The 18,579-nt window shown below is 55.4% G+C and carries 25 protein-coding genes; 13 read left to right on the forward strand and 12 right to left on the reverse strand.

Going from position 1 to position 18,579, the window contains the following annotated elements; translation table 11 throughout:
• The first annotated feature begins 26 nt into the window (after nucleotides 1-26).
• On the forward strand, nucleotides 27-245 hold the full coding sequence (locus tag HH800_RS01795) for a hypothetical protein (RefSeq protein ID WP_169860007.1): 219 nt from the start codon (nucleotides 27-29) through the stop codon (nucleotides 243-245).
• Here the strand turns inward: HH800_RS01795 and HH800_RS01800 are convergent.
• Nucleotides 239-670, reverse strand: a complete 432-nt coding sequence (locus HH800_RS01800; RefSeq protein ID WP_169860008.1) for a hypothetical protein — start codon at nucleotides 668-670, stop codon at nucleotides 239-241. The genes HH800_RS01795 and HH800_RS01800 overlap by 7 nt on opposite strands.
• A gap of 3 nt (nucleotides 671-673) precedes the next feature.
• Nucleotides 674-1,279: a DUF805 domain-containing protein gene (locus tag HH800_RS01805; RefSeq protein ID WP_169860009.1), complete on the reverse strand. Its 606-nt coding sequence runs from the start codon at nucleotides 1,277-1,279 to the stop codon at nucleotides 674-676.
• Between the two features lie 74 nt (nucleotides 1,280-1,353).
• On the opposite strand from HH800_RS01805, the gene HH800_RS01810 reads away from it, so the two are divergent.
• The 8 genes from HH800_RS01810 to HH800_RS01845 all read left to right on the forward strand — a co-directional run bounded on the left by HH800_RS01810 (nucleotide 1,354) and on the right by HH800_RS01845 (nucleotide 7,087).
• Nucleotides 1,354-1,614 (forward strand): helix-turn-helix domain-containing protein, encoded by a 261-nt coding sequence (locus tag HH800_RS01810; protein WP_169860010.1) that lies wholly within the window; start codon nucleotides 1,354-1,356, stop codon nucleotides 1,612-1,614.
• A complete protein-coding gene (locus HH800_RS01815) occupies nucleotides 1,611-1,994 on the forward strand; it encodes a hypothetical protein (RefSeq protein ID WP_169860011.1) in 384 nt (127 codons plus the stop codon). Before HH800_RS01810 ends, HH800_RS01815 begins: the two co-directional genes overlap by 4 nt.
• Nucleotides 1,995-2,186: 192 nt before the next feature.
• Nucleotides 2,187-3,407 (forward strand): DNA (cytosine-5-)-methyltransferase, encoded by a 1,221-nt coding sequence (dcm, locus tag HH800_RS01820; protein WP_169860012.1) that lies wholly within the window; start codon nucleotides 2,187-2,189, stop codon nucleotides 3,405-3,407.
• A 6-nt stretch (nucleotides 3,408-3,413) separates the two neighbouring features.
• Nucleotides 3,414-3,863, forward strand: a complete 450-nt coding sequence (locus HH800_RS01825) for a DNA mismatch endonuclease Vsr (RefSeq protein WP_328805872.1) — start codon at nucleotides 3,414-3,416, stop codon at nucleotides 3,861-3,863.
• Nucleotides 3,864-5,192, forward strand: coding sequence for an MvaI/BcnI family restriction endonuclease (locus HH800_RS01830; RefSeq protein ID WP_169860014.1), 1,329 nt, complete (start codon nucleotides 3,864-3,866; stop codon nucleotides 5,190-5,192).
• A 13-nt stretch (nucleotides 5,193-5,205) separates the two neighbouring features.
• A complete protein-coding gene (locus HH800_RS01835) occupies nucleotides 5,206-5,415 on the forward strand; it encodes a hypothetical protein (RefSeq protein ID WP_169860015.1) in 210 nt (69 codons plus the stop codon).
• Nucleotides 5,412-6,242: a GIY-YIG nuclease family protein gene (locus HH800_RS01840; RefSeq protein WP_169860016.1), complete on the forward strand. Its 831-nt coding sequence runs from the start codon at nucleotides 5,412-5,414 to the stop codon at nucleotides 6,240-6,242. Before HH800_RS01835 ends, HH800_RS01840 begins: the two co-directional genes overlap by 4 nt.
• Before the next feature lie 92 nt (nucleotides 6,243-6,334).
• Nucleotides 6,335-7,087: a hypothetical protein gene (locus HH800_RS01845; protein WP_169860017.1), complete on the forward strand. Its 753-nt coding sequence runs from the start codon at nucleotides 6,335-6,337 to the stop codon at nucleotides 7,085-7,087.
• Nucleotides 7,088-7,146: 59 nt separating this feature from the next.
• On the opposite strand, the gene HH800_RS01850 is transcribed toward HH800_RS01845, so the two are convergent.
• The 5 genes from HH800_RS01850 to HH800_RS01870 form a co-directional block, all read right to left on the reverse strand.
• Nucleotides 7,147-7,683, reverse strand: a complete 537-nt coding sequence (locus HH800_RS01850; RefSeq protein WP_169860018.1) for a DUF2939 domain-containing protein — start codon at nucleotides 7,681-7,683, stop codon at nucleotides 7,147-7,149.
• 46 nt (nucleotides 7,684-7,729) lie between these two features.
• Entirely contained in the window at nucleotides 7,730-8,242 is a 513-nt protein-coding gene (locus tag HH800_RS01855) for a hypothetical protein (protein ID WP_169860019.1), read from the reverse strand.
• A gap of 47 nt (nucleotides 8,243-8,289) precedes the next feature.
• Nucleotides 8,290-9,045 (reverse strand): hypothetical protein, encoded by a 756-nt coding sequence (locus tag HH800_RS01860; protein WP_169860020.1) that lies wholly within the window; start codon nucleotides 9,043-9,045, stop codon nucleotides 8,290-8,292.
• Nucleotides 9,046-9,322: 277 nt separating this feature from the next.
• Entirely contained in the window at nucleotides 9,323-9,763 is a 441-nt protein-coding gene (locus tag HH800_RS29450; RefSeq protein ID WP_328805823.1) for an excalibur calcium-binding domain-containing protein, read from the reverse strand.
• A 117-nt stretch (nucleotides 9,764-9,880) separates the two neighbouring features.
• Nucleotides 9,881-10,456 (reverse strand): hypothetical protein, encoded by a 576-nt coding sequence (locus HH800_RS01870; protein ID WP_169860021.1) that lies wholly within the window; start codon nucleotides 10,454-10,456, stop codon nucleotides 9,881-9,883.
• A gap of 233 nt (nucleotides 10,457-10,689) precedes the next feature.
• Here HH800_RS01870 and HH800_RS01875 point away from each other — a divergent pair, with 233 nt between their 5' ends.
• Nucleotides 10,690-11,973: a hypothetical protein gene (locus tag HH800_RS01875; RefSeq protein ID WP_169860022.1), complete on the forward strand. Its 1,284-nt coding sequence runs from the start codon at nucleotides 10,690-10,692 to the stop codon at nucleotides 11,971-11,973.
• 84 nt (nucleotides 11,974-12,057) lie between these two features.
• Here the strand turns inward: HH800_RS01875 and HH800_RS01880 are convergent, their stop codons facing one another.
• Complete coding sequence (locus tag HH800_RS01880; protein WP_169860023.1) at nucleotides 12,058-12,498, reverse strand: DUF4177 domain-containing protein; 441 nt, start codon at nucleotides 12,496-12,498, stop codon at nucleotides 12,058-12,060.
• 601 nt (nucleotides 12,499-13,099) lie between these two features.
• Complete coding sequence (locus HH800_RS01885) at nucleotides 13,100-13,387, reverse strand: hypothetical protein (RefSeq protein ID WP_169859998.1); 288 nt, start codon at nucleotides 13,385-13,387, stop codon at nucleotides 13,100-13,102.
• Nucleotides 13,388-13,610: 223 nt separating this feature from the next.
• On the opposite strand from HH800_RS01885, the gene HH800_RS01890 reads away from it, so the two are divergent.
• From HH800_RS01890 to HH800_RS01900, 3 genes are all read left to right on the forward strand, one after another.
• Entirely contained in the window at nucleotides 13,611-14,153 is a 543-nt protein-coding gene (locus tag HH800_RS01890) for a recombinase family protein (protein WP_169859997.1), read from the forward strand.
• Nucleotides 14,154-14,327: 174 nt separating this feature from the next.
• Complete coding sequence (locus HH800_RS01895; RefSeq protein WP_169860024.1) at nucleotides 14,328-14,669, forward strand: hypothetical protein; 342 nt, start codon at nucleotides 14,328-14,330, stop codon at nucleotides 14,667-14,669.
• 121 nt (nucleotides 14,670-14,790) lie between these two features.
• Nucleotides 14,791-15,039, forward strand: a complete 249-nt coding sequence (locus HH800_RS01900) for a hypothetical protein (RefSeq protein ID WP_169860025.1) — start codon at nucleotides 14,791-14,793, stop codon at nucleotides 15,037-15,039.
• Nucleotides 15,040-15,428: 389 nt separating this feature from the next.
• Here HH800_RS01900 and HH800_RS01905 read toward each other — a convergent pair whose 3' ends face one another.
• From HH800_RS01905 to HH800_RS01915, 3 genes are all read right to left on the reverse strand, one after another.
• Nucleotides 15,429-16,046: an acyltransferase gene (locus HH800_RS01905; RefSeq protein WP_169860026.1), complete on the reverse strand. Its 618-nt coding sequence runs from the start codon at nucleotides 16,044-16,046 to the stop codon at nucleotides 15,429-15,431.
• A 1,045-nt stretch (nucleotides 16,047-17,091) separates the two neighbouring features.
• The gene (locus tag HH800_RS01910) at nucleotides 17,092-17,517 is read right to left on the reverse strand and encodes a type II toxin-antitoxin system PemK/MazF family toxin (protein ID WP_169860027.1); all 426 of its coding nucleotides are present in this window, start codon (nucleotides 17,515-17,517) and stop codon (nucleotides 17,092-17,094) included.
• A gap of 209 nt (nucleotides 17,518-17,726) precedes the next feature.
• The gene (locus tag HH800_RS01915; RefSeq protein WP_169860028.1) at nucleotides 17,727-18,518 is read right to left on the reverse strand and encodes a hypothetical protein; all 792 of its coding nucleotides are present in this window, start codon (nucleotides 18,516-18,518) and stop codon (nucleotides 17,727-17,729) included.
• Between the last annotated feature and the right edge of the window lie 61 nt (nucleotides 18,519-18,579).

The raw sequence follows: 18,579 nt of genomic DNA on the forward strand, positions 1-18,579 counted from the left end.
CTCCCTTCAAGCAGGTTCATATTGTCATGAGGACAGCCTTCATCGGTTCGCGTTCCTGCGCTAAATACTTCATGGAAAATGATAATTCACGAAATTTCTTCACCAACCTGTTGGAGCGTAAGGCCCCAGCCATCATCGAGCGCCGCCTCGCAAAGGGCGATCCAATGGATGAGGTCGAGGATTTCTTGATGCTGTTCTGCTGGAGCGGGCCACGAGCGGCCATACAGAAGCGGCGCGATCAATAGGATGTGGGGCCGCCACCATTGCGCATTCGATCCCATGCACCCGGTGGCAAATTGTCCCGCATGTGCGGATCAAAATCCTGAATAGCGTCATCGACGGCGGCCTTCATCTGTTGCTCAGCTTGCCGTTGCTCAGCAGCTTCACGCGCAGCATCCGCCTCGTCCGTATCGTAGGCGATCATTTCCTCGCCATCTTCGTCGATATAGACGCGGTATCGCATCTCGATTTCGACGTTGTTTTTGTAGATCGCAGTGCCATGGCAGACCAAATCCTTGGGGGAGCGCGATGTTTCTCGCGCTCCGGTGATCTTCAACAGGCCCTGCTCCATCGCGACGACCTCCTGCTCAATGCCATCGCAGTCCCGGATTGGCTCATCAACACAGGCGGCCATCCCCAGAAACAAAAGCGGCGTGCAAGGCCATTTCATCGATCAGCCTTGCGCCAAGATCGCTGCTTTCTGGCTGAGGAACTCGTCTTCGGATAGCAACCCACGGTCACGAAGCGATCCGAGCCGCTCGATGCGGGTCATCGTATCGTCGGCGGAGGACGCCTGAGCGGGCGGCGTCCATCCCGACGCGTGATCGTTAACCGGATACTGAGAACGGGGAGCTTCGAGCATTTCGACACCATCCGGATAGCCGTATGCGTTTTCGCCTTCATCGCCGCGCTTGACAGCAACGTAAAGGGTATAGCCGACACCCACTAGGATTACACCATAGCCTTTGAAAGCCCCCTGAGCAGTCTCGGCGTTCGCAATCAGGAAAATGCCGACGACGGCCAGAACCGCATAGAAGGCCAGCATCTGCCCCGAACGCCCCGTATCGTGATAGCGCCGGACAGTGACGGAAATCTGGGGAATCGCGCATACCAACCCGATCAGGCCGGTGAGAATTCCGATGCGGTCGCCAATCACATACTCGACCAAAGAAGCCGCAACCATGGCGGACCACATCAGCGCGTGGAATTGCCAAAATTCCGCGCGACCCGAACGGCCAGAAAAATCAAAAATGCGCGAAAAAGGACGAAGACCTTCCATCGATACCCCCCTGAAAATCCACGGCATTTATATTCCAAAATGGAATACACGCAAGCCGCGATTAGCCGGACTTGGTGGCAGGACCAGCTTATTCTGAAGAACGACGGATCATCGCCCGTATTATTCGGGAAGCCCGAGAACGCGTCGGGCTGCATCAAGCCGTGCTCGCTGAGCGGATTGGCAAAACCCAGAGTTACATCAGCAAGATTGAGGGGAGCCACCAAGGGGTGGACGTGCTGGTTCTTTTGGACATTGCGCAGGCATTGGAAACTGATCCGGTCGAGCTTTTCTCCCGAATTTCCTCCGAGGTTGTCCGTGCACAGGGGCATCGATGACACCATTCAGCGAGGGCTCACAGCGACAGTTCAGGCTTCCGCCGCAGTCAGGCATTGCCGCCGGTGAAACCATTCGTGTATCTGCCCGCGATATGAGCGTAGAGACCGAACTGGCACAGGTTACCGACCGCATACGGAGGCAACACGATGTCGCGCCGTTTCTGCAACGGTTGCATGCAACCAGTCAGATGCACCTGATGCCGATGCCGGGAGACATGATGGAGATCGTGTCAGCATCACCGGATTATATCCAGCCAGAACCCGGCTCGCCGCCCGTCTGGCTGCAAATCGCCGCCGGGAACGACGCTGCTGAGCTTGTCATTTATCGCTCGGAGGCTGACAGCAATTTATACGTTTTTGTCCCCATTCAGGTCGGCTGAATTTGCCCTTTTTGTGGCCGGGCAAGGGGTGTCTCGGCAATCAGCTTAGCCGTTCTGGTGAATTTCGCTCTACCAGTCGTTGCGGCGCGAAGATGCATGAGATATGGAACAAATAGAGAATATTTGCGAGAGAGGCACTTGCCTTTCTGGGCAGCTTTATGACATGGTGTCGAAAATTGTCCCAGAGGTTTCATGATCAACGAATTCGCCGCCCTTCGCATCCGCGCCGGTCTTTCGATCGACGATGTCGCGCTCATGACAGGGTATAGCGCCCGTCAGGTCCAGCGCTGGGAGGCCGGTGATGGAAAACCACGTGAAGCTGCGGTCGGCCTGTTGAAATCAATGGCATCTGTCGCGCCAGCGCCATCTACAAGTCGCTTCAATTTCATCGACCTGTTCGCCGGTATTGGCGGCATTCGCAAGGGATTCGATGCGATCGGCGGCCATTGCGTTTTCACGTCTGAATGGAACAAGTTTTCCCAGCAGACCTATGCCGCCAATTTTCGCGACAATCACCCACCTCACGGCGACATCACTACAATCGGCGCAGATGACATTCCCGATCATGACGTTTTGCTCGCAGGTTTTCCCTGCCAGCCTTTCTCGATCGCCGGTGTTTCCAAGAAGAATTCTCTCGGCCGCTCCCACGGCTTTGCGGATGAAACTCAGGGAACTTTGTTCTTCGATGTGGCACGCATTCTGAAAGCGAAGCACCCCTCGGCATTCTTGCTCGAGAATGTCAAAAACCTCACCAGCCACGACAAGGGGCGCACTTTTCAGGTGATCCTGAAGACGCTCACGGAGGAACTGGGCTATAAAGTCTGGCATAAAGTCATTGATGCCCAGCATTTCCTCCCGCAGCATCGGGAGCGAATCGTTATCGTTGGCTTCAGGGAAGATGTCCCATTCTCGTGGGATGATCTGAAGCTCCCTGCGAAGGGCAGTGTCCGCCTGAAAGCCATCCTGCATCCCGAAGATGCGTCGGAGAAGCCCGAAGCCGCCTTCACGCTTGGGACGAACGCTGCCGTGAACGGCAAATACACTCTGACGGATAAGCTCTGGCAATATCTTCAGGGCTATGCGGACAAACACAAGGCTGCCGGTAATGGCTTCGGCTTTGGTCTCGTCACCCCGAACGATGTCACCCGGACACTGTCTGCCCGATACTATAAGGATGGCTCCGAAATCCTTGTCAGTCAGGGCAAAGGGAAAAATCCCCGCAGGCTGACTCCCCGTGAATGTGCGCGCCTGATGGGTTACGGAGATGACTTCAAAATCCCGGTTTCCGATACGCAGGCATATAAGCAATTCGGCAACTCCGTGGCCGTGCCGGTCTTTGAAGCCGTAGCCCGGATTATGCAGCCCCATATCCAGACGCTTGTGGAAGCAGGCGATCAGCGCAAAGCCGCCTGAGGCTTGGTGGACGTCCATGATGCCGTGACCCGCAGCCGGAATATGGCTGCAATCAAGGGCAGCCATACCAAACCGGAATTACAGATCAGAAAGGCGTTACATGCAGCCGGGCTTCGATATCGGCTGCATGTAAAGGACCTGCCCGGCAAACCCGATCTGGTGTTTCCGCGTTTCCGGGCGGTGATCTTCGTAAATGGCTGCTTCTGGCATCAGCATGATTGCCACCTGTTTAAATGGCCTGCCACACGCGAGGAGTTCTGGCACACCAAGATCGCCCGTAATGTCGAGAATGATGAGTGGGCTATTGCGAGCCTTAAGGCAGCCGGTTGGCGTGTAGCGATCATCTGGGAGTGCGCTCTGAAAGGCAAAGCCAGAATAGAATTTCCGACGGCTATGCAACGTCTTATCGCATGGATACAGTCTGACGAGCAGGCTATCACCATCAGGGGCGGATAATTGGTCGGATCACTTGGGCAGTTGCTGGACCTGATGCGTCACAACGGCGCATCCCGCATCTACGCAAAGAAACTGGCCCCCAACGACAACTCCAAGAATCAGGTTTATCTGGGAGGCGACTTTTCGGCCCTGAACATAATCCCTCACGGGAACATCTACACCGATGGAGCCGAAATCGCTGGAGCGGTCCGGGATCGGGCAAAGGCAGCGGTCGATTTCTACTGGATCGACGATGACGGCAGACATCATGCGCCGAACACCGGACTGATCCTCTATCCAAAATATCCTGAAGTCCGCATGTCCGGGTTTCTGCTCGGATGCCGTGGCGCTCCGTCAGGGATCATGCGAGTGCGCGATGAAGGCCGCGTGCTGATATTGGGAGTCGCTCCTCAAGGTGAGGTGATGGGTTATGCCGCAGACGCGGATCATCCCGTGACTGTCGAACTCAATGCGCGAGAATGGCCCACGATAGGGGTCTTCCTCGAACTTCCGCTGACGCTCGCGCAACAGGAAAGTCCCAAAACAATCCTGCTCAATGAATTACGTCGGATATACGAGCTTCAATGGATTATGTCCCAGAAGTTAGCTGCCAATGGGGTAAAGGCCCCCTATGCGGCCCGAAATGGCGGCGGATATACGCTGGAAGCTGAACTGGGCATCACCCCCAACGGCTGCGCAGAGCCCGACTTTATGGGGTGGGAAGTGAAGCAATATGGCGTGGGCGATTTCATAACCTATCGACCAAAGTCTCCTGTCACGCTTATGACCCCTGAACCCACCGGAGGAATATACCGGACCGACGGGGTCGCTGAATTCCTCAGGAAATTTGGGTATCCGGATCAGTCAGGGAAACCAGATCGGCTCAATTTTGGCGGTCGTTATGATTGCCAGCGCCAAGCTAATCATCTCACCGGCTTGCGAATGACTATGGAAGGTTATGACAGCACGAGCGGGAAGATCGTTGACCTTGATGGCGGTATGACGCTTGTCGATGATCAGGATGTCATCGCTGCCTCATGGACCTTCAAGGGCCTGATGGCTCACTGGAATCGTAAGCATGCGCAGGCAGCCTATGTGCCGTCATTGTTCCACACACCGCCGCCAGAATATAGCTTCGGTCCGCGCATCTTACTTTGCGAGCAGACCGATTTTCTGCTGTTTCTGAAAGCGTTCGCCGCCGGTGTGATATATTATGATCCGGCGGTGAAAATGGAAAATGCGTCTTCGGCAGCACCTGCGATCAAGCGGCGCAGCCAGTTTCGTGTCGGTCATACGGAGCTGGCCCAACTTTATCAGAGGTCAGAAACAATGTCTTTCGTGCCGGGATGAAACGGAGAACAACATGTCGAATTTCAAACCGGGCGGCGATGCGAAGGCAATCTCGCGTATCGCTTCGGAGCGATACGGCAGCTTTCTTGCCATGTTTGAGAATCACGGCTGGCCCGAGCGAGGATCGGATATGATGCGCAAGGTGCAAACGCGGGTGAAAGAGGAGTATGGGAGCGTATCGGCGTTCGTCGCACAGCATGACGATGAAGTGGAGAAAAGTTGAACTTTCTTTGCGATGCTGTCGGGGTTCGCAGCGTTCTGCGCGATCATCAGCCCCATTATGTTTATGTTCTTTGCCGCCCCGATGGGGAGCCATTCTATGTCGGGAAGGGTGTCAAACTCCGTTGCCTTCACCATGAAGCCGAAGCCCGCAACACACGGCTTCTGACTCACAAACTGAATGTCATCCGGAGTCTCCACCGAAAGGGGGGTGCAGTTCAATATCGGATCGATAGCTCCTACCCCGATGAACTCTCTGCTCATTCGCGCGAACGTGCCCTCATCACTGAGATTGGTCGCCATGACCTTCGGCGTGGCCCGCTGACCAACCAGACTGATGGCGGGGAAGGCGCATCAAACCCATCAGAGGAAAGCAGGCAGCGGCGGCGAGATTCGCTTTGGGGTGAAGCAGATGATCCAGACCGCAATCTGATCAACAAATGGTTCCAGAAACTGACACCAGTAAAGTCAGTCCCAATCAAACCCGTAGCTACATTCTCTCGGGCGGCCGGTCTGTGGAAAAACGACGACACGATTGGCATGAAGCCCCGGCAAGCTGGGGCAGTAGTAGCGACAGCCCTCGCTAATGGCATTATGCTGGAGGCAGGATGCCTTCTTCCCCGGAGGCTGCATGTTGAGGGTGTGGAATACATTATCGAAAATGGGGTCGGCCGAGACATGGTATCGAACGGCATGATTGAGGTCCATGAGGACATCGTGACGCGCGAGACATTGCGGCTGACCGCTTCAGGTTTTCAGTTCGTGCTGAGCATCTTTGGATCGAAGACGCTTGTAGATGCAGGTCTGCTTTTACCTGAGACAATTCCATAACAAATCGTCAACAACAACGGTGGGAAAATTCCCGGATTTCCTTTTTATTCCATACCAATATCCTCCCGCCAGCAAAGTTTATGGAGGCTAATTTGCTGGAAGCATACCGGAAAGAACTGCTAGCCGCCGCCGAGGCTGACGTGATCAAATGGTGCGGCCCGCATGACCTGAAGATTGGCCGCAACCAGCCTGACACGCACTGGCTGATGCTCTTTCAGGGGCGCTATGGTGGTCCGGTAACAGCCGAACAGGCACACCGCTTCCTTGTCACATTCCAATTGACCATGTTCCGCACTTGGGACGTCGACGCTGCGGCCGAAGCAATCCGGGACACGAGCGAGGCAAGTGAGTTTACTCCGTTGACGGCGATACCGGCTCTGAGTGCGCGTCTCGCTCCACTCGTTGAACGCAGCACGCAGGAAACGTCAGCGGCGAGCAAGATCGCAACTTTCGCGCAGCCGACCACTCGGGTCTATATCTGGGATAAGCTTGCCACGCGATCTGCCCGCTATCGAGACTGGGTCCGCAGCGGCGGAACGGGGAGAAAGAAACTCGGTAGCCTATTCGTCCATGAGGGCAGGCATGATTATCCCGCCTATTATGCGGCCTGCGATCGAGCCATGGAAGATGAGCGGGAAAGGCCGGATTTCATTGCTGCGCGTGACCGACTGATTGCCCGGTTCCGCGCCGGTGACGGCATCATGTCCGAAGCCGCGATCGCCACCGATGACTTCATCGAACGTCGTTTGCTCGACAAGCTGATGTTTGCCGAGGGGAACCTGCTGCGCCGGAAAAAAGGCGGCAATGACGGGGATGATGGTGCACCGATTTTGCTAGCTGCATGACGAACTTTGAGATGAACGGCCATGAGCATGATGCTCATGGCCGTTCCAACCCCACCTACCTATTTCTTGTCCTCGAACAGATCAGCGGGCATCTCCAGCTTGATCAGCTTCCATGACGCAAAGCCACGGCGCTCTAACAGGAACGACGGCCCTTCTTCATCGAGTTTCTTGTTGTGCAGGCGGACTCGGAAGCGATCGAGATTCACATAGGCACTGGTGCTTTCGATATCGGGGTTCTGCTCAACCTTCTCCTTCTCGGTCGGCTTCTGCCCCCTCACCAGCGCAGCGATACCATCCGGCGTCACAAAGCTGTCGATCATACGGTCAATCATGGCTGGGATCATCAAAGCGCCTAGCGCCGCAAACGGGTTATCCCTCATCTCGGGATCACTCTGCATCTTCGCCATTATTGCCGCCGACATCTGCGACTTCAGGCTTTCCCTGACGGCCGGGAAGTCGACTCTGGCCTCCAGCTTATCGGTATCTGCTTCGAGAGCGGCAGTGCGCAGTGAATGCATAGCGTAATAGGGCGATCCGAGGTATATCCCGCCCACAATCACGACCACAGCCACCGCAGCGGCGATCCACTTTTTCATTCCCATGTTCCCCCCATAACGGCCAGACAGCGGCGCTCGATGCTCGTCAGAATGCGCGCTCAACGGTATTCGGATCATATTTCTGGCAGCGCCCGGCGAAATCACCCGCCTTGCCCGACACGCTGATCATGCCCGTGATCCGATCGATGCGGACCTTGGGATTGTTCAGCGGATTGACCGCGACTGAGGCGGTAATCTCTCGTTCTTTCACTTCGACGGACTTGAGCTTGAACCATCCATCCTCGCCGCCTCGGATCGCGGGCAGCATGGACCTTGGCATGCGAATTCTACCTTCTTCGCCATCGATCCAGAGATTGACCTGATCCTCAAAGCCAACCGTTCGCGTTCCCACGACACTGGCTCCGCCATAGTTGCCGTTGCTATCCCATGCGTTGGCTGTCGCCTGCGCCACCTTGTTGGCAGAACCGCCGCCCATACAGGCCAGATCGAGCCTGCCGGTCAGTGGGCCTTGTGCATAACCAACGGTCGGCGCGGATATGAGCGCCGCTGCTGCGAGATACCGAATCATTTCTTTCCCCCAAGAAGTTGATCCGATCATGCCCGCCGACAGTTATGAAGTGGTGAGTGTGGCAATGACAAAGATTGTCACGTTTGTTCGGTGTCCAGCAGCCAGTCCATGCTCGGCAGCCCATCGTAGTCGGGCAGGAAGACATACCATGCAAAGTCCATCACATTGTTCTTTATGGTATCGCCTGAATCCACTTCCCATTGCGGTCGCCGAGGCAGGTTGAGCACATAGGCAAGTCCGGCGGTCCGCAGCCATTCGCTCCGCCTCTGAGTGCCCTGCCATCTTGTTGATTGGAGGATACAGATCGGGCCAGATACGTGCGTTCGCGCCTTCTGGACGAATGCCATAGCCTTCGAGAATGGCGGGTTGGTCACCATGAAGTCGCACTCAGGCGGATCGTCCATAGTGAGGTAATCGCCGATCGTGGCCTGACCGCAGCCCGACAGTGCCGCCAATTCCTCGTCGCGGATGTCATTGACGAAGTGAGGGCCGGGATTTTTGCGCCGCATTATCTCGCGGATCATGCGACCATCGCCTGCCGACGGATCGCATCCTCTGCCTTGAAACCACTCCGGTCGATAATCGAGCAATGAAGTGTAGGCATATTCAGGCGTCCGGAACACTTCATACCGCTCGCTACGGGCGCGGATGCTTTTCCGAGATTTCAACTTCGCTGGCTCTTTAGGGCGTGAGGTGACCGGTGGCTGTTGGCCGATCCGAGCCATCGCGCGAGTGACAGTGTTATGGCTCACTGGGCCACCGCGCGGTGCTCGATATCCTGCCTGATTCAGCGCGAGCATCATCTCAGGGATCGTCGCTCCCGTCATGCTCACGATTACCTCCAGTAGAGGTGTCGCGCGGGTATGCGCGTTGGCAATCCGCCGTTCTCTACTGGCGATGATACCGGGTCGATAGGCGCGCTTGGAACTAAATGAACTCGGCATTCCGGCTCACTAAATGAACTGATAATGATGGCAAGCCAGATGATCCCTTCTGCAACGTCGGCGCGGGTCACTTCATGGCAATCGCTGCCATCATTGGGACCTCCCTGATTTCATTTATTACTGCTGACACGCCGTCAGGGAGGCTGAGATCAAGACCAGTTTCATATCATCGTCCCCGATACGGCTCGCACGCGATGCCGTCACCGTCGCCATCCATATGCGGCCCATAGCCCGGCTGTCCTCGGTGGATTGGCGCAGCACCGGCGGCTCGGGCGTCGGCGCAATTCCGATACGACCATGTTCCCGATCCCGTTGGCGTTTGGGCGCGTGGGCTGCGCTGAGGTGTGGCGCTAGGACCTGAAGGCTGCTGGGCGTCCAGTTCGTCCGCCGACATCGGGCGATCCCGGATCGTGTCGCGGGTTGGTCGCCACTCTGTTGTCACTTCATCGGCGGCACTGGCTTCGAGGGCTCTCGATGAGTCGGACAGGTATTTGCTACCACCGCCCACGGCGACGCCGACCAGCCCGGCGACCGCAAGCGACTTCAAGGCGAAATTGTTACGCATGTGGGGCATATTGCCGATCGAGAGTAAAGGATCGGTTTGCATTCGAGGGCGGTGCCGATCCGGTGTCCCATTGGCGCTACTCGCTTTGGTGGGAGCCGCGCTGCGCGCGGCGGTGGGGTGTTCGCGGCCTTGAGGGCCATTCGTCCGTTGGCTGACCTGTTAAGATTGCAAAGATGTCGTTGCCTTCGAAGTGAGAGGCAGGAAAGCCGCTCTGATCGAGATGACATCAGTGATATGGATAGCCGGAGGCCAACGGCTCGGCGGCTCGTCGACGACGTTGGCTTTTGGCTCCGGGGAGGGATCGACCGATCGCTCACCGCGTGTTGCCTCGATGACATCTGGTAGTCCAGTCATGTCGTTGGCAGCCATGAAGTGAGCCGTTTCATCCCTGAGATCAAAGGGCGGATGCCTCACTTCAGCAGAAGGCATCCTTCGATTGCTACGACCTGAATCCGCCTTGAGGCGTGCTGCCGCATCGGTCCATTCAGATGCATCTCTGCGCCCTCCATAGGTCGGCCGCCAGAGCAAAGGACTTCTTTTGCCACCCACGTCGACTGCGAGCCCTCGTCGACATGGGCAACAAATGAAGTCCTTTGAAATTACTTCGTTGCCTTTTCCATCAATAAATTCATGCGCCTTATTAATATTGAATAGATTCGTAAAATACGTCTGTTTTAATTTCGCTTTTGTCCCACCGATATCTCTAAAGAATAGAAAGAGACGGGACATACTCATGATGAGTAGCGCAATTGGGACCGTCCATATGGAGTATGATGAGTATAATTTTTTATGACGATCGCCCATGCGGGGCGGGAAAGTCTTACGATGAATGTTTCGATATTATCAAGAATCCCGGCCTGTACCTATATGCGGTAGAGCGAAGGGCAGCGGTAGAAGAGCGTGCACAGGAAATCCGTGACATAGCCGCCGCAGCCGGGACCAGTGTCCATGTCGTCACGATCTGTAGCATGGGCCAGAACGCCTATGACGATCCAGACCGGATCGGCGGCACATCGGTTCGTGTTCGCGTCGAAGGCCTTGGAAACACCTATACCGGCGGCCATGTGGTCGCGATCATCACCCACGAAGCCTTAAAAACGTCTGATTTGTCAGGCTTTCGAGGTTGGAAGCTCGTGATTGATGAGCGTCCCTCGATCTGGGATCGGCAAAGCCTGTCGTCCAAATTGAGCAAGGACCTTCTCACTCATCACTTCAAACTGGAACAGCGTGCAGATAAAAAGGCCCGCCGGATAATCTCCACTTCGAACGCGACGGCAAAAGATTTTGATGAGGACTCGTGTGGTAATCCACTGGCGGTCATGGCGCAGCGCATCATTGGCGATCGGTGCGAGGTCGCCACTTCGTTGCAATCGTTCGACCAGCTTGATGTCGAGCGGAAATGGGAATGGTGGTCGATCTGGGCTCCGACATCGTTGAAGGTTTTCGATCAGGTCACCATGCTGGCGCACGGCCTTACCCAATCAGTTGCGTATCAAATCATCCGATCGAAGTGGCCAGAATTTGAATGGGTGCGTCTCGATCGGGCGACCGAACTGCGCCATATGCGCCGAACTGTCGTGGTGCACTATTATGCTCGCGCTCACCAAGCCAGTCGGACGCTGTGGGACAGTCCGCGTGGCCGCCGCTATCTGACCGCTATCGGTAACGACATCGCGAGCCGAGTCACAGCCGATCGGCACATCTGGACTTGCAATCGCAACGAACGGAGCCTGTTCGAGCGGCCGGATCACGAGACGTCATTGCTTCCCGGTAAATGCCTGTCTCCGCGCCAGCAAGGGTCAAATCTGTGGTCATGTAGAAACGAAGCCACCATCCTGTTTACGGCCAAGCCATCCGCGTGCGACCTGTCCATCGCTAAGGTGATCGGCATTTCTCCAGAAGCGATCGTGGAAACCCGAGAACTCGACATCATGGTCCAGTTTGCCTGCCGAACCAGCGTCCGTGTCGCGGAGAGCACCGAAACCGTCCACCTATACGTTTACGATGAAGTGCAGGCCCGGCATCTGGAAGCATATTTCCAGAGCACCGGATACTGTGACGTGGTTCTCGACCTGATCGACATCTCCGGTATGGGTATCGCCGAATATGAACGCGACAGCAGACCGGGGCGCAAACGCAAGGTTCTGACGCCGGAAGAGGCCAAAGCTGCACAGAAAGCGAAGCGGGAAAAGGAAACGGACCGGAAGCGTAGGCAGCGGGCAGATAAGAAGAAAACGTCCGAAGCGGCCTGAGATGAATAGGACGGGCGACCGGCATCGTCCGTCCAATAGATTGTCGCGCCTAACTAGACGCTGACCTGTGGGGGTGTCAGCGAACTATCGAAGCGCTTCTAGTTCCTCCTTCGCAATTTCCAGTTCTTGCTTCAACTGATCCCATCTGTCTCGCCATTCAGACGCAGTTTTTAGTGCCTCATGAGCTTGGGCTGGGTAGGTAGATAGCATGGATCGCTTGAATATGTAACGAAACTGCACCGTCATTTTTTCATTACCGCCAAGTCCAAAACCTGTCGTGAAGCTAACGCAGTTCACCAATTCCCAACCTTGCTCGCCATATTCGTTCAATGCTTCACCAGTTGGGTTGTCACATAGAAAATACTCCCATTTCGGAGCGGAATTGGCGGATTCCTTCGCGCGCATCTCATTGGCCAATAGGAGATGTCCGTCAGCCGACTCGCGAGCCTGTCGAAGTTCCTCACGTAAATCTTCGATTCTGTTGATAAGGATGTTCTTCTCTTCTTTGTTGCCAAAAAATCCCATGTCCTCGGCCTTCTAAATACGGTTGAAAAGCAGAGATCGTTCGATCTGGCAGATTCGGCAAGCCCTGAAGCCCTTATGGTCCGGGGGTAATTCTCCACCCATGACGAAACATATGGCTTCTCGGAAGCCCGGTTTCCTACGGTTGGATTATGCAGAATCCATCATCCCCACCAGCGCGCCCCGCGCTCCGCCTCGTTGTCGACAATGGCCCTTTGGTTCAGCAGCCTCGCTCTCCCATTCGAACGCCGACCGACGATCTCATTGCGTTTCTCCGAGGGCTCGGTCCATGCCCCAAATTTACGCTACCGGCACCGGCATTGCCCCCGAAACCAAAGCGGAAACGCCGTTCTCCGAAGTCATCTGAATGACGTTCCCCTAAACCGGTGTCATCGACGATCTCAGCCTTGATGGTCGTCGATGACCTTCTGCGTGACGATGTCTTCGGCCGACGATCCGGCAATGACGATATTTCCAGATCGATTTCCATAGACGATGCCGATCCACGATATGAAGTAACTATGGCTGCCCACCGTTGATCGCAGGCAGCGTTCGGCGGGGACGATCCGTCAAACTTTGTCGACATCTAGGGCATGAGCCCCAATCACCACTCATCGAAAAGCCGAGGTGTGGTAATCCGGGAGCGATCCGCCAGCCCATATCTCGCGATTTCCTCCTCGGTCGCCTTATGGATCGCCGGGGGACCGGGCCAATCCAACAGGCAGTGCGGATAAGGAGTGGCAGTCGCGATATCGATCCAGTCGCGCGCCGGGAAGCCAGCATTGCGGTAATGCACCCGCGCCCGAATGTGCATCACCTCGCCGATCCACCTACCGTCGAGATCACTATCCCGGATCACATAGTCGCTGACGCGCAGATCGTAGAGGTCCATCGTTGCTTCTCCCATCGCGATGCTCGATCATAGCTCAGGTCGAAAAAATATCGAAGTAAATGAAGTGGTTGAGTCCAATCTGGCTTCATGAGAATCTGCGTCACATGGGTAAAATCACTCGGGATATCTCACCCCCCGGCGATCTCCCTATCAATAGACCCGGATTTCATTCTGAGACCCCGTCAAGAACGAAGGTCTAGGATCAAACGAGACAGGAGGCCCCATGATCATCGGATATGCCCGCGTCAGTTCCACCTCCCAGAGCCTCGACATCCAGCACGAGGCGCTGGCCGCTGCCGGGGCGGAAAAGGTCTTCTCGGAAAAGGTGTCGGGCCGATCGACCACCGATCGTGAGCAACTGGCGCTGGCCATGTCGTTCGCCCGTGAAGGCGACACCCTGATCGTCACCCGCCTCGATCGTCTGGCCCGCAGCGTCGGCGACCTCCACAGGATCATTGAAGTGCTGACCCAAAAGGGCGTGGGCTTCCGTTGCCTGAACCAACCCGGCGTCGATACCGACACCAGCACCGGACGCCTGATGCTCGCCATGCTCGCCGCAGTGGCCAGCTTTGAGGCAGACATCCGGCATGAGCGCCAGATGGAAGGGGTCCGGAAGGCACAGGCCGCAGGAAAATATCGCGGTCGCCCTGCCAGCATCGACCCGACGAAGATCAGGGAACTCAAGGCCAAGGGCATGGGTGCCGCCGCGATCGCAAAACACATGGGGATCGGCCGCGCTTCGGTCTATCGGGCACTGGCCGCCTGACCAGATAGACGTGCAATCGGGACCCCACCTTCGGGTTCACGGTCATCACCAGCATCGAGCCGGGATCATCTCGCCGGATCGTCGACCCGACATCGTCCCGGCCACATTGTCACCCGCCGACTATATTCGCCCATGCTCTGGGCGAGCGTCAGCGACATCATGGAGATCAGCATCATGGCAACACGTTCGAAGCAGCCGAAGGCAACGTCGGCCACCTATGCTCCTGCCCATGATCAGGGGGAGAGCGTGGGCGGTATCATCGAACATATCGACGGCGAAGCTGGCGACGATGGCGGGGAAATGATGGTGCTGGACGCTGGTTCACCGCAGCCCGCCAGAGCCACCCGTCAGTCCCCCGCTACCCGCTCCACCGTCAACATACATCGACGCATGCAGCTGTTGGCCGGTGGCCAGAGCGAGCATGTTGGCGATCTGTCCCGTAGCTTCCACCTCGACACCGCGTCGGCCCTCGGCCGGGTAGACCGTGACGGTGCCGATCAGCGCGCGCCGACGTGAAGGCGAGCGCTGAAGCCCTAGCCGGCCCGGCGGCAACCAAGGCCAACCCTTCGATCTTGAAGGGGGCGACCGTGGGCGACTTCCTGACCTGGCTGCAGAAGAAGACCGGGGAGTGGGCGCGATGACCGCTCCCAATGACCACTTCTCCGAGATCGTGCTGCTCGGCATCATCTCGATTGGCGTCATGGTGTTGATGGGCCTCGCGATCCGCGACAACAGCGCAGGCGAGGCCTCGGCATGGGCCGCGATCCTGATGGCGATCATCAATGCCATTAAGGAGCGCTGGCAGCAGCGAAGCCTTGATCGCATGGGTCAGAGCCTCGCCAACGCACCACCCGCCAACCCTCCTGCTCAGGATCCGCAATCATGAAGCGGTTGACGCTGTGCCTCATGGCCTGCCTCGCTTTATCGGGTTGTGTCCAGAGCCTCGCAACCTGTGACAATGCACGAATTGCGGCCCAGATCGCAACAGCGGCTGTGGCGCGGATCTGCCCTATGAGGGTTAGTCCTATCGAGTAGCGCAGCGCCCAACTTGCCAGCCAAAACTCAAGGGTGAGCAGTTGGCGCTTCATCGCCATTTCTCTTCGTGGGGCAGATGGTGGGCAAACCGCTAGGCTTTGGCATGCTCGCCCATGTCGAGATAGCGGCGCATATGCCTTGCCACATCCAACCGGGCGCGGTGAGATGACCGTTCACACACGGTGCTGGCCGAGCCGGTGGATAAATTTTGCTACACCTTTCCGGTTGATCGACTTGACCTTAATAAAATTCCTCGGAAAAATGGCCTGGGCCATGCTCCCAAACAATTTCCTTCCGAACAACTCTTGCTGGTATACCAACAGCGACACAGTTATTTGGAATATCCTTTGTAACCAAACTTTTAATTCCTATGACCGACGCCTTGCCAATAGTTACACCTTTCAAAATGGTAGATTGATCAGCAAGCCACACATGATCTCCAATATTAATATCTTTTGATTTGTTCAATCTTTCTCGTGTTTTTCTATCATATATTGGATGGCCATCGGTCGTTCTTAATACAACATCCGTTGCGATCAGGCAGTCATTTCCGATTACGACAGTAGTTGCTTCAACCGCCCTTATGAACATATTTTTTGTAACAGATAAATCATTTCCTATTGTGACGCTAGAATATGCGCCTACTATTATGGTTCCACCAAAATTACACCTATCACCAATCTTTAATGTAGATTTAGTGCCAAGTGCAAATCTTGAAGATGAAATGTTACAGTTTTTTCCAACAGTTAACGACGAATTCTTGTCATTAAATTCTATTGATGAAGATCCAAGTTCAGTGGATTTGTCTATTTCAATAGAATTTCCGTTTTTATCTTGAAAATTATATTCTATCTTCACAGACGGTCTCCGCCTCAATGGCTTTGAAAAAAACGTTGGTTAGCCTTCTTTCGGCAAGAGGAAAAGGGGGGTGGGCTAGCACTGGAACTCAAGCCTGACACCAGCTGACAACCCACAAAAGCCGATGGCGTTTCGTCGACCATGAAGATTCATCGATCGGGCACGATCATGGATAGGCAAGAGCCAATGACTGTGCAGGTGCGGTGATGGGGCTGGGCAAGATCACCGCGCGGGCTCGGCAAGGTGGGCCTAGCTCTAGATGCCATCCGCTACATCGTGTTGGGTGGCGTGGCTGTCGTCAACGCCGTCCGGGGAAGGACTGTAGAGGAAAAGGAGGGCAGCACCGGCGAGGACAGCGATAGCGCCGATCAGACAGTCGATCGGCCATAACGGATCAGAATCCCAATCTCGCCATTCGCTGAACACTCCACCCTCCCAAGGTTGGCCGCGGCACTCCAAATTCTGTGGTAATGTTGAGATCGATCGCTGTTGTAATTGCCTGACGGCGACGATCAATCAGTGCGAATGCCTAATGGGACGGATCTCGGATACCGCCGCAGACAACCGCTCAGCCCGCGTATCGCTGAGCCGCGCCGACGATCTTCATCGCGATACTTGGTTTACCCCATCCGCTAGATGACAGCGCTCATTTCACGGATGGGGTGTCCAGCGACCGGGCAGTCTAATCCGAATCGCGGGACAGCTTGGGGTAGGGATTCCGTCCCTGCTTAGGAAGCGGAATATGACGACGAACCAGGGGGTGACCCCAGCGCTGCACTTTCGAAAGGGAGTCGTAGTCATCGGCACTGAGGTCAGCCTAAGCTATCCCTGATCACCAAACCCAACAATAAGGGGAAGCACGAAAGGGCGACCCTGACCGATCGACAGATATGAAACGAGAAGACCCCGGCTGTTACGCCAGGGTCTTCCGAACACTCTACGATCCCACAAGCTTGTTATCGCGAGCGTGGGACCGGCTGCACCTTTCGGGGCAGTCTCCAAGCCCGATGCTTTCGCAGAGCGGGGACGGGCTGCATATAGGTAATCAGAGGTGAACGGTCAATGAAGATAACCCAAGCCCACAAAGCAGCGATCGCTTCACTGCTAAAATCTGCGGCTTTGTGAGTTGGCCACTTAGCCAGGTCCGAGCGCCGCCATGCGGACGCCTCACGCTTTTGAATCGATCAAGCCTCGTGAGGGCGACAGTGGAAATCATATCGCATTTTGCCCACATCTCGGGGGCGCCAAAGGGTGGCGGCAATGGCACGGCTAGTTCAATCCTGAAATGATAATCCTCGATCGTCTGTGGCGCAGTGGTACTTAGAGGAACAACAGTGACAAGATCGGAGCGTCTGCGCAGTCTGGGTGAGACAATAATCACCGGGCGTGATTTCGTCATTTCCGGTGCAGAGAACCCTGTATAATCGCAAACGAGGATTTCGCCTTCTTTGGGATAGTACTGCAATGCCATAGCGATCCGATTAGTCGCTCGGGGGTGTTGGTGCAAGGTCGCCTTGTCACGCTTACGGTCCCGTCAGGGCTCATTATCGTCGGATCTGATCTTCGGAAGGCCGAATAAGTTTACATGCCAAGGCTAAGTGTTTGCCAGTAAACAGGCATAATTTTTGCCGTTTTACACGTGAAGGCCCGGAATTGCTAGATTTTGCAGAGCTTGGAAGGCTAGTGTCCGTCTGAGCTATTATTAGGATAAACGACATATTCGCGTGGGGCATCGTCGAACGCTTGTTCCCCTATTGCCGGAAAGCCGGGAGCAACGTTCGTTAGGCGAATGGTTTCGCCATCCTTGTCGTATACTACAGTCGCGATGAGCCAGGTATCGCCGACCATCCGCGCTCGGATTTTCTGCATCCAAACTCCGTTTCGCGCTGTAAATTGAACATTCCAATCTTGGGCCGGGACGGCTGGGGACGCCATGGGCTCAATGGCCAATGCTATTTCAGGAGACAAGTCGCCAATCCTGATGTTTGTGTCCGACGCGAACGGTGTACCTGCTTCCAAATTAGTATGGTATGTATTCATGTCGATCATCCGAGCGCCCAGGTTAGCCAAGGGAAACTCTCCCCGATGAATAACCAAAATGGGAAAAGAGGGCGCTGCACTTCCGCCGACTGTTAGCAGTTCAAAATAGGCGAACGAATTTCCCCCGGTCGCCACAAACATCAATCTTCGTGTCGCAGACTCCACATCCATAGTGAGAGCAATCATTTTCCCTTCAAGCAGTGAGAAGCTGTTTTCCGTCTTTCTCTGCTTGGCTACACGGTTGAAATTGCCAGTTAGGAAAAAAACAAAAAATAAGGCCTTGCCGAAGGACTCAATTATTTTGGTGATGTTTCGCTCTGAAGGATCGGTATATGTTACCCACAATACCCATGCAACCGCCGAAAATAATGGAATGGAAAACTCTCGCGATAGCCTTTTCAAGATATCGAGCGTTTCTTTAAGCTGAGGCATATCCCGAAAATTGCTCCACAGATCATTCCGTGGAGCGAATATTGCGCGTCTTAGCTTCTGT

The sequence above is a fragment of the Sphingobium yanoikuyae genome (assembly GCF_013001025.1).
GTDB classification, from domain to species: Bacteria; Pseudomonadota; Alphaproteobacteria; order Sphingomonadales; family Sphingomonadaceae; genus Sphingobium; species Sphingobium yanoikuyae_A.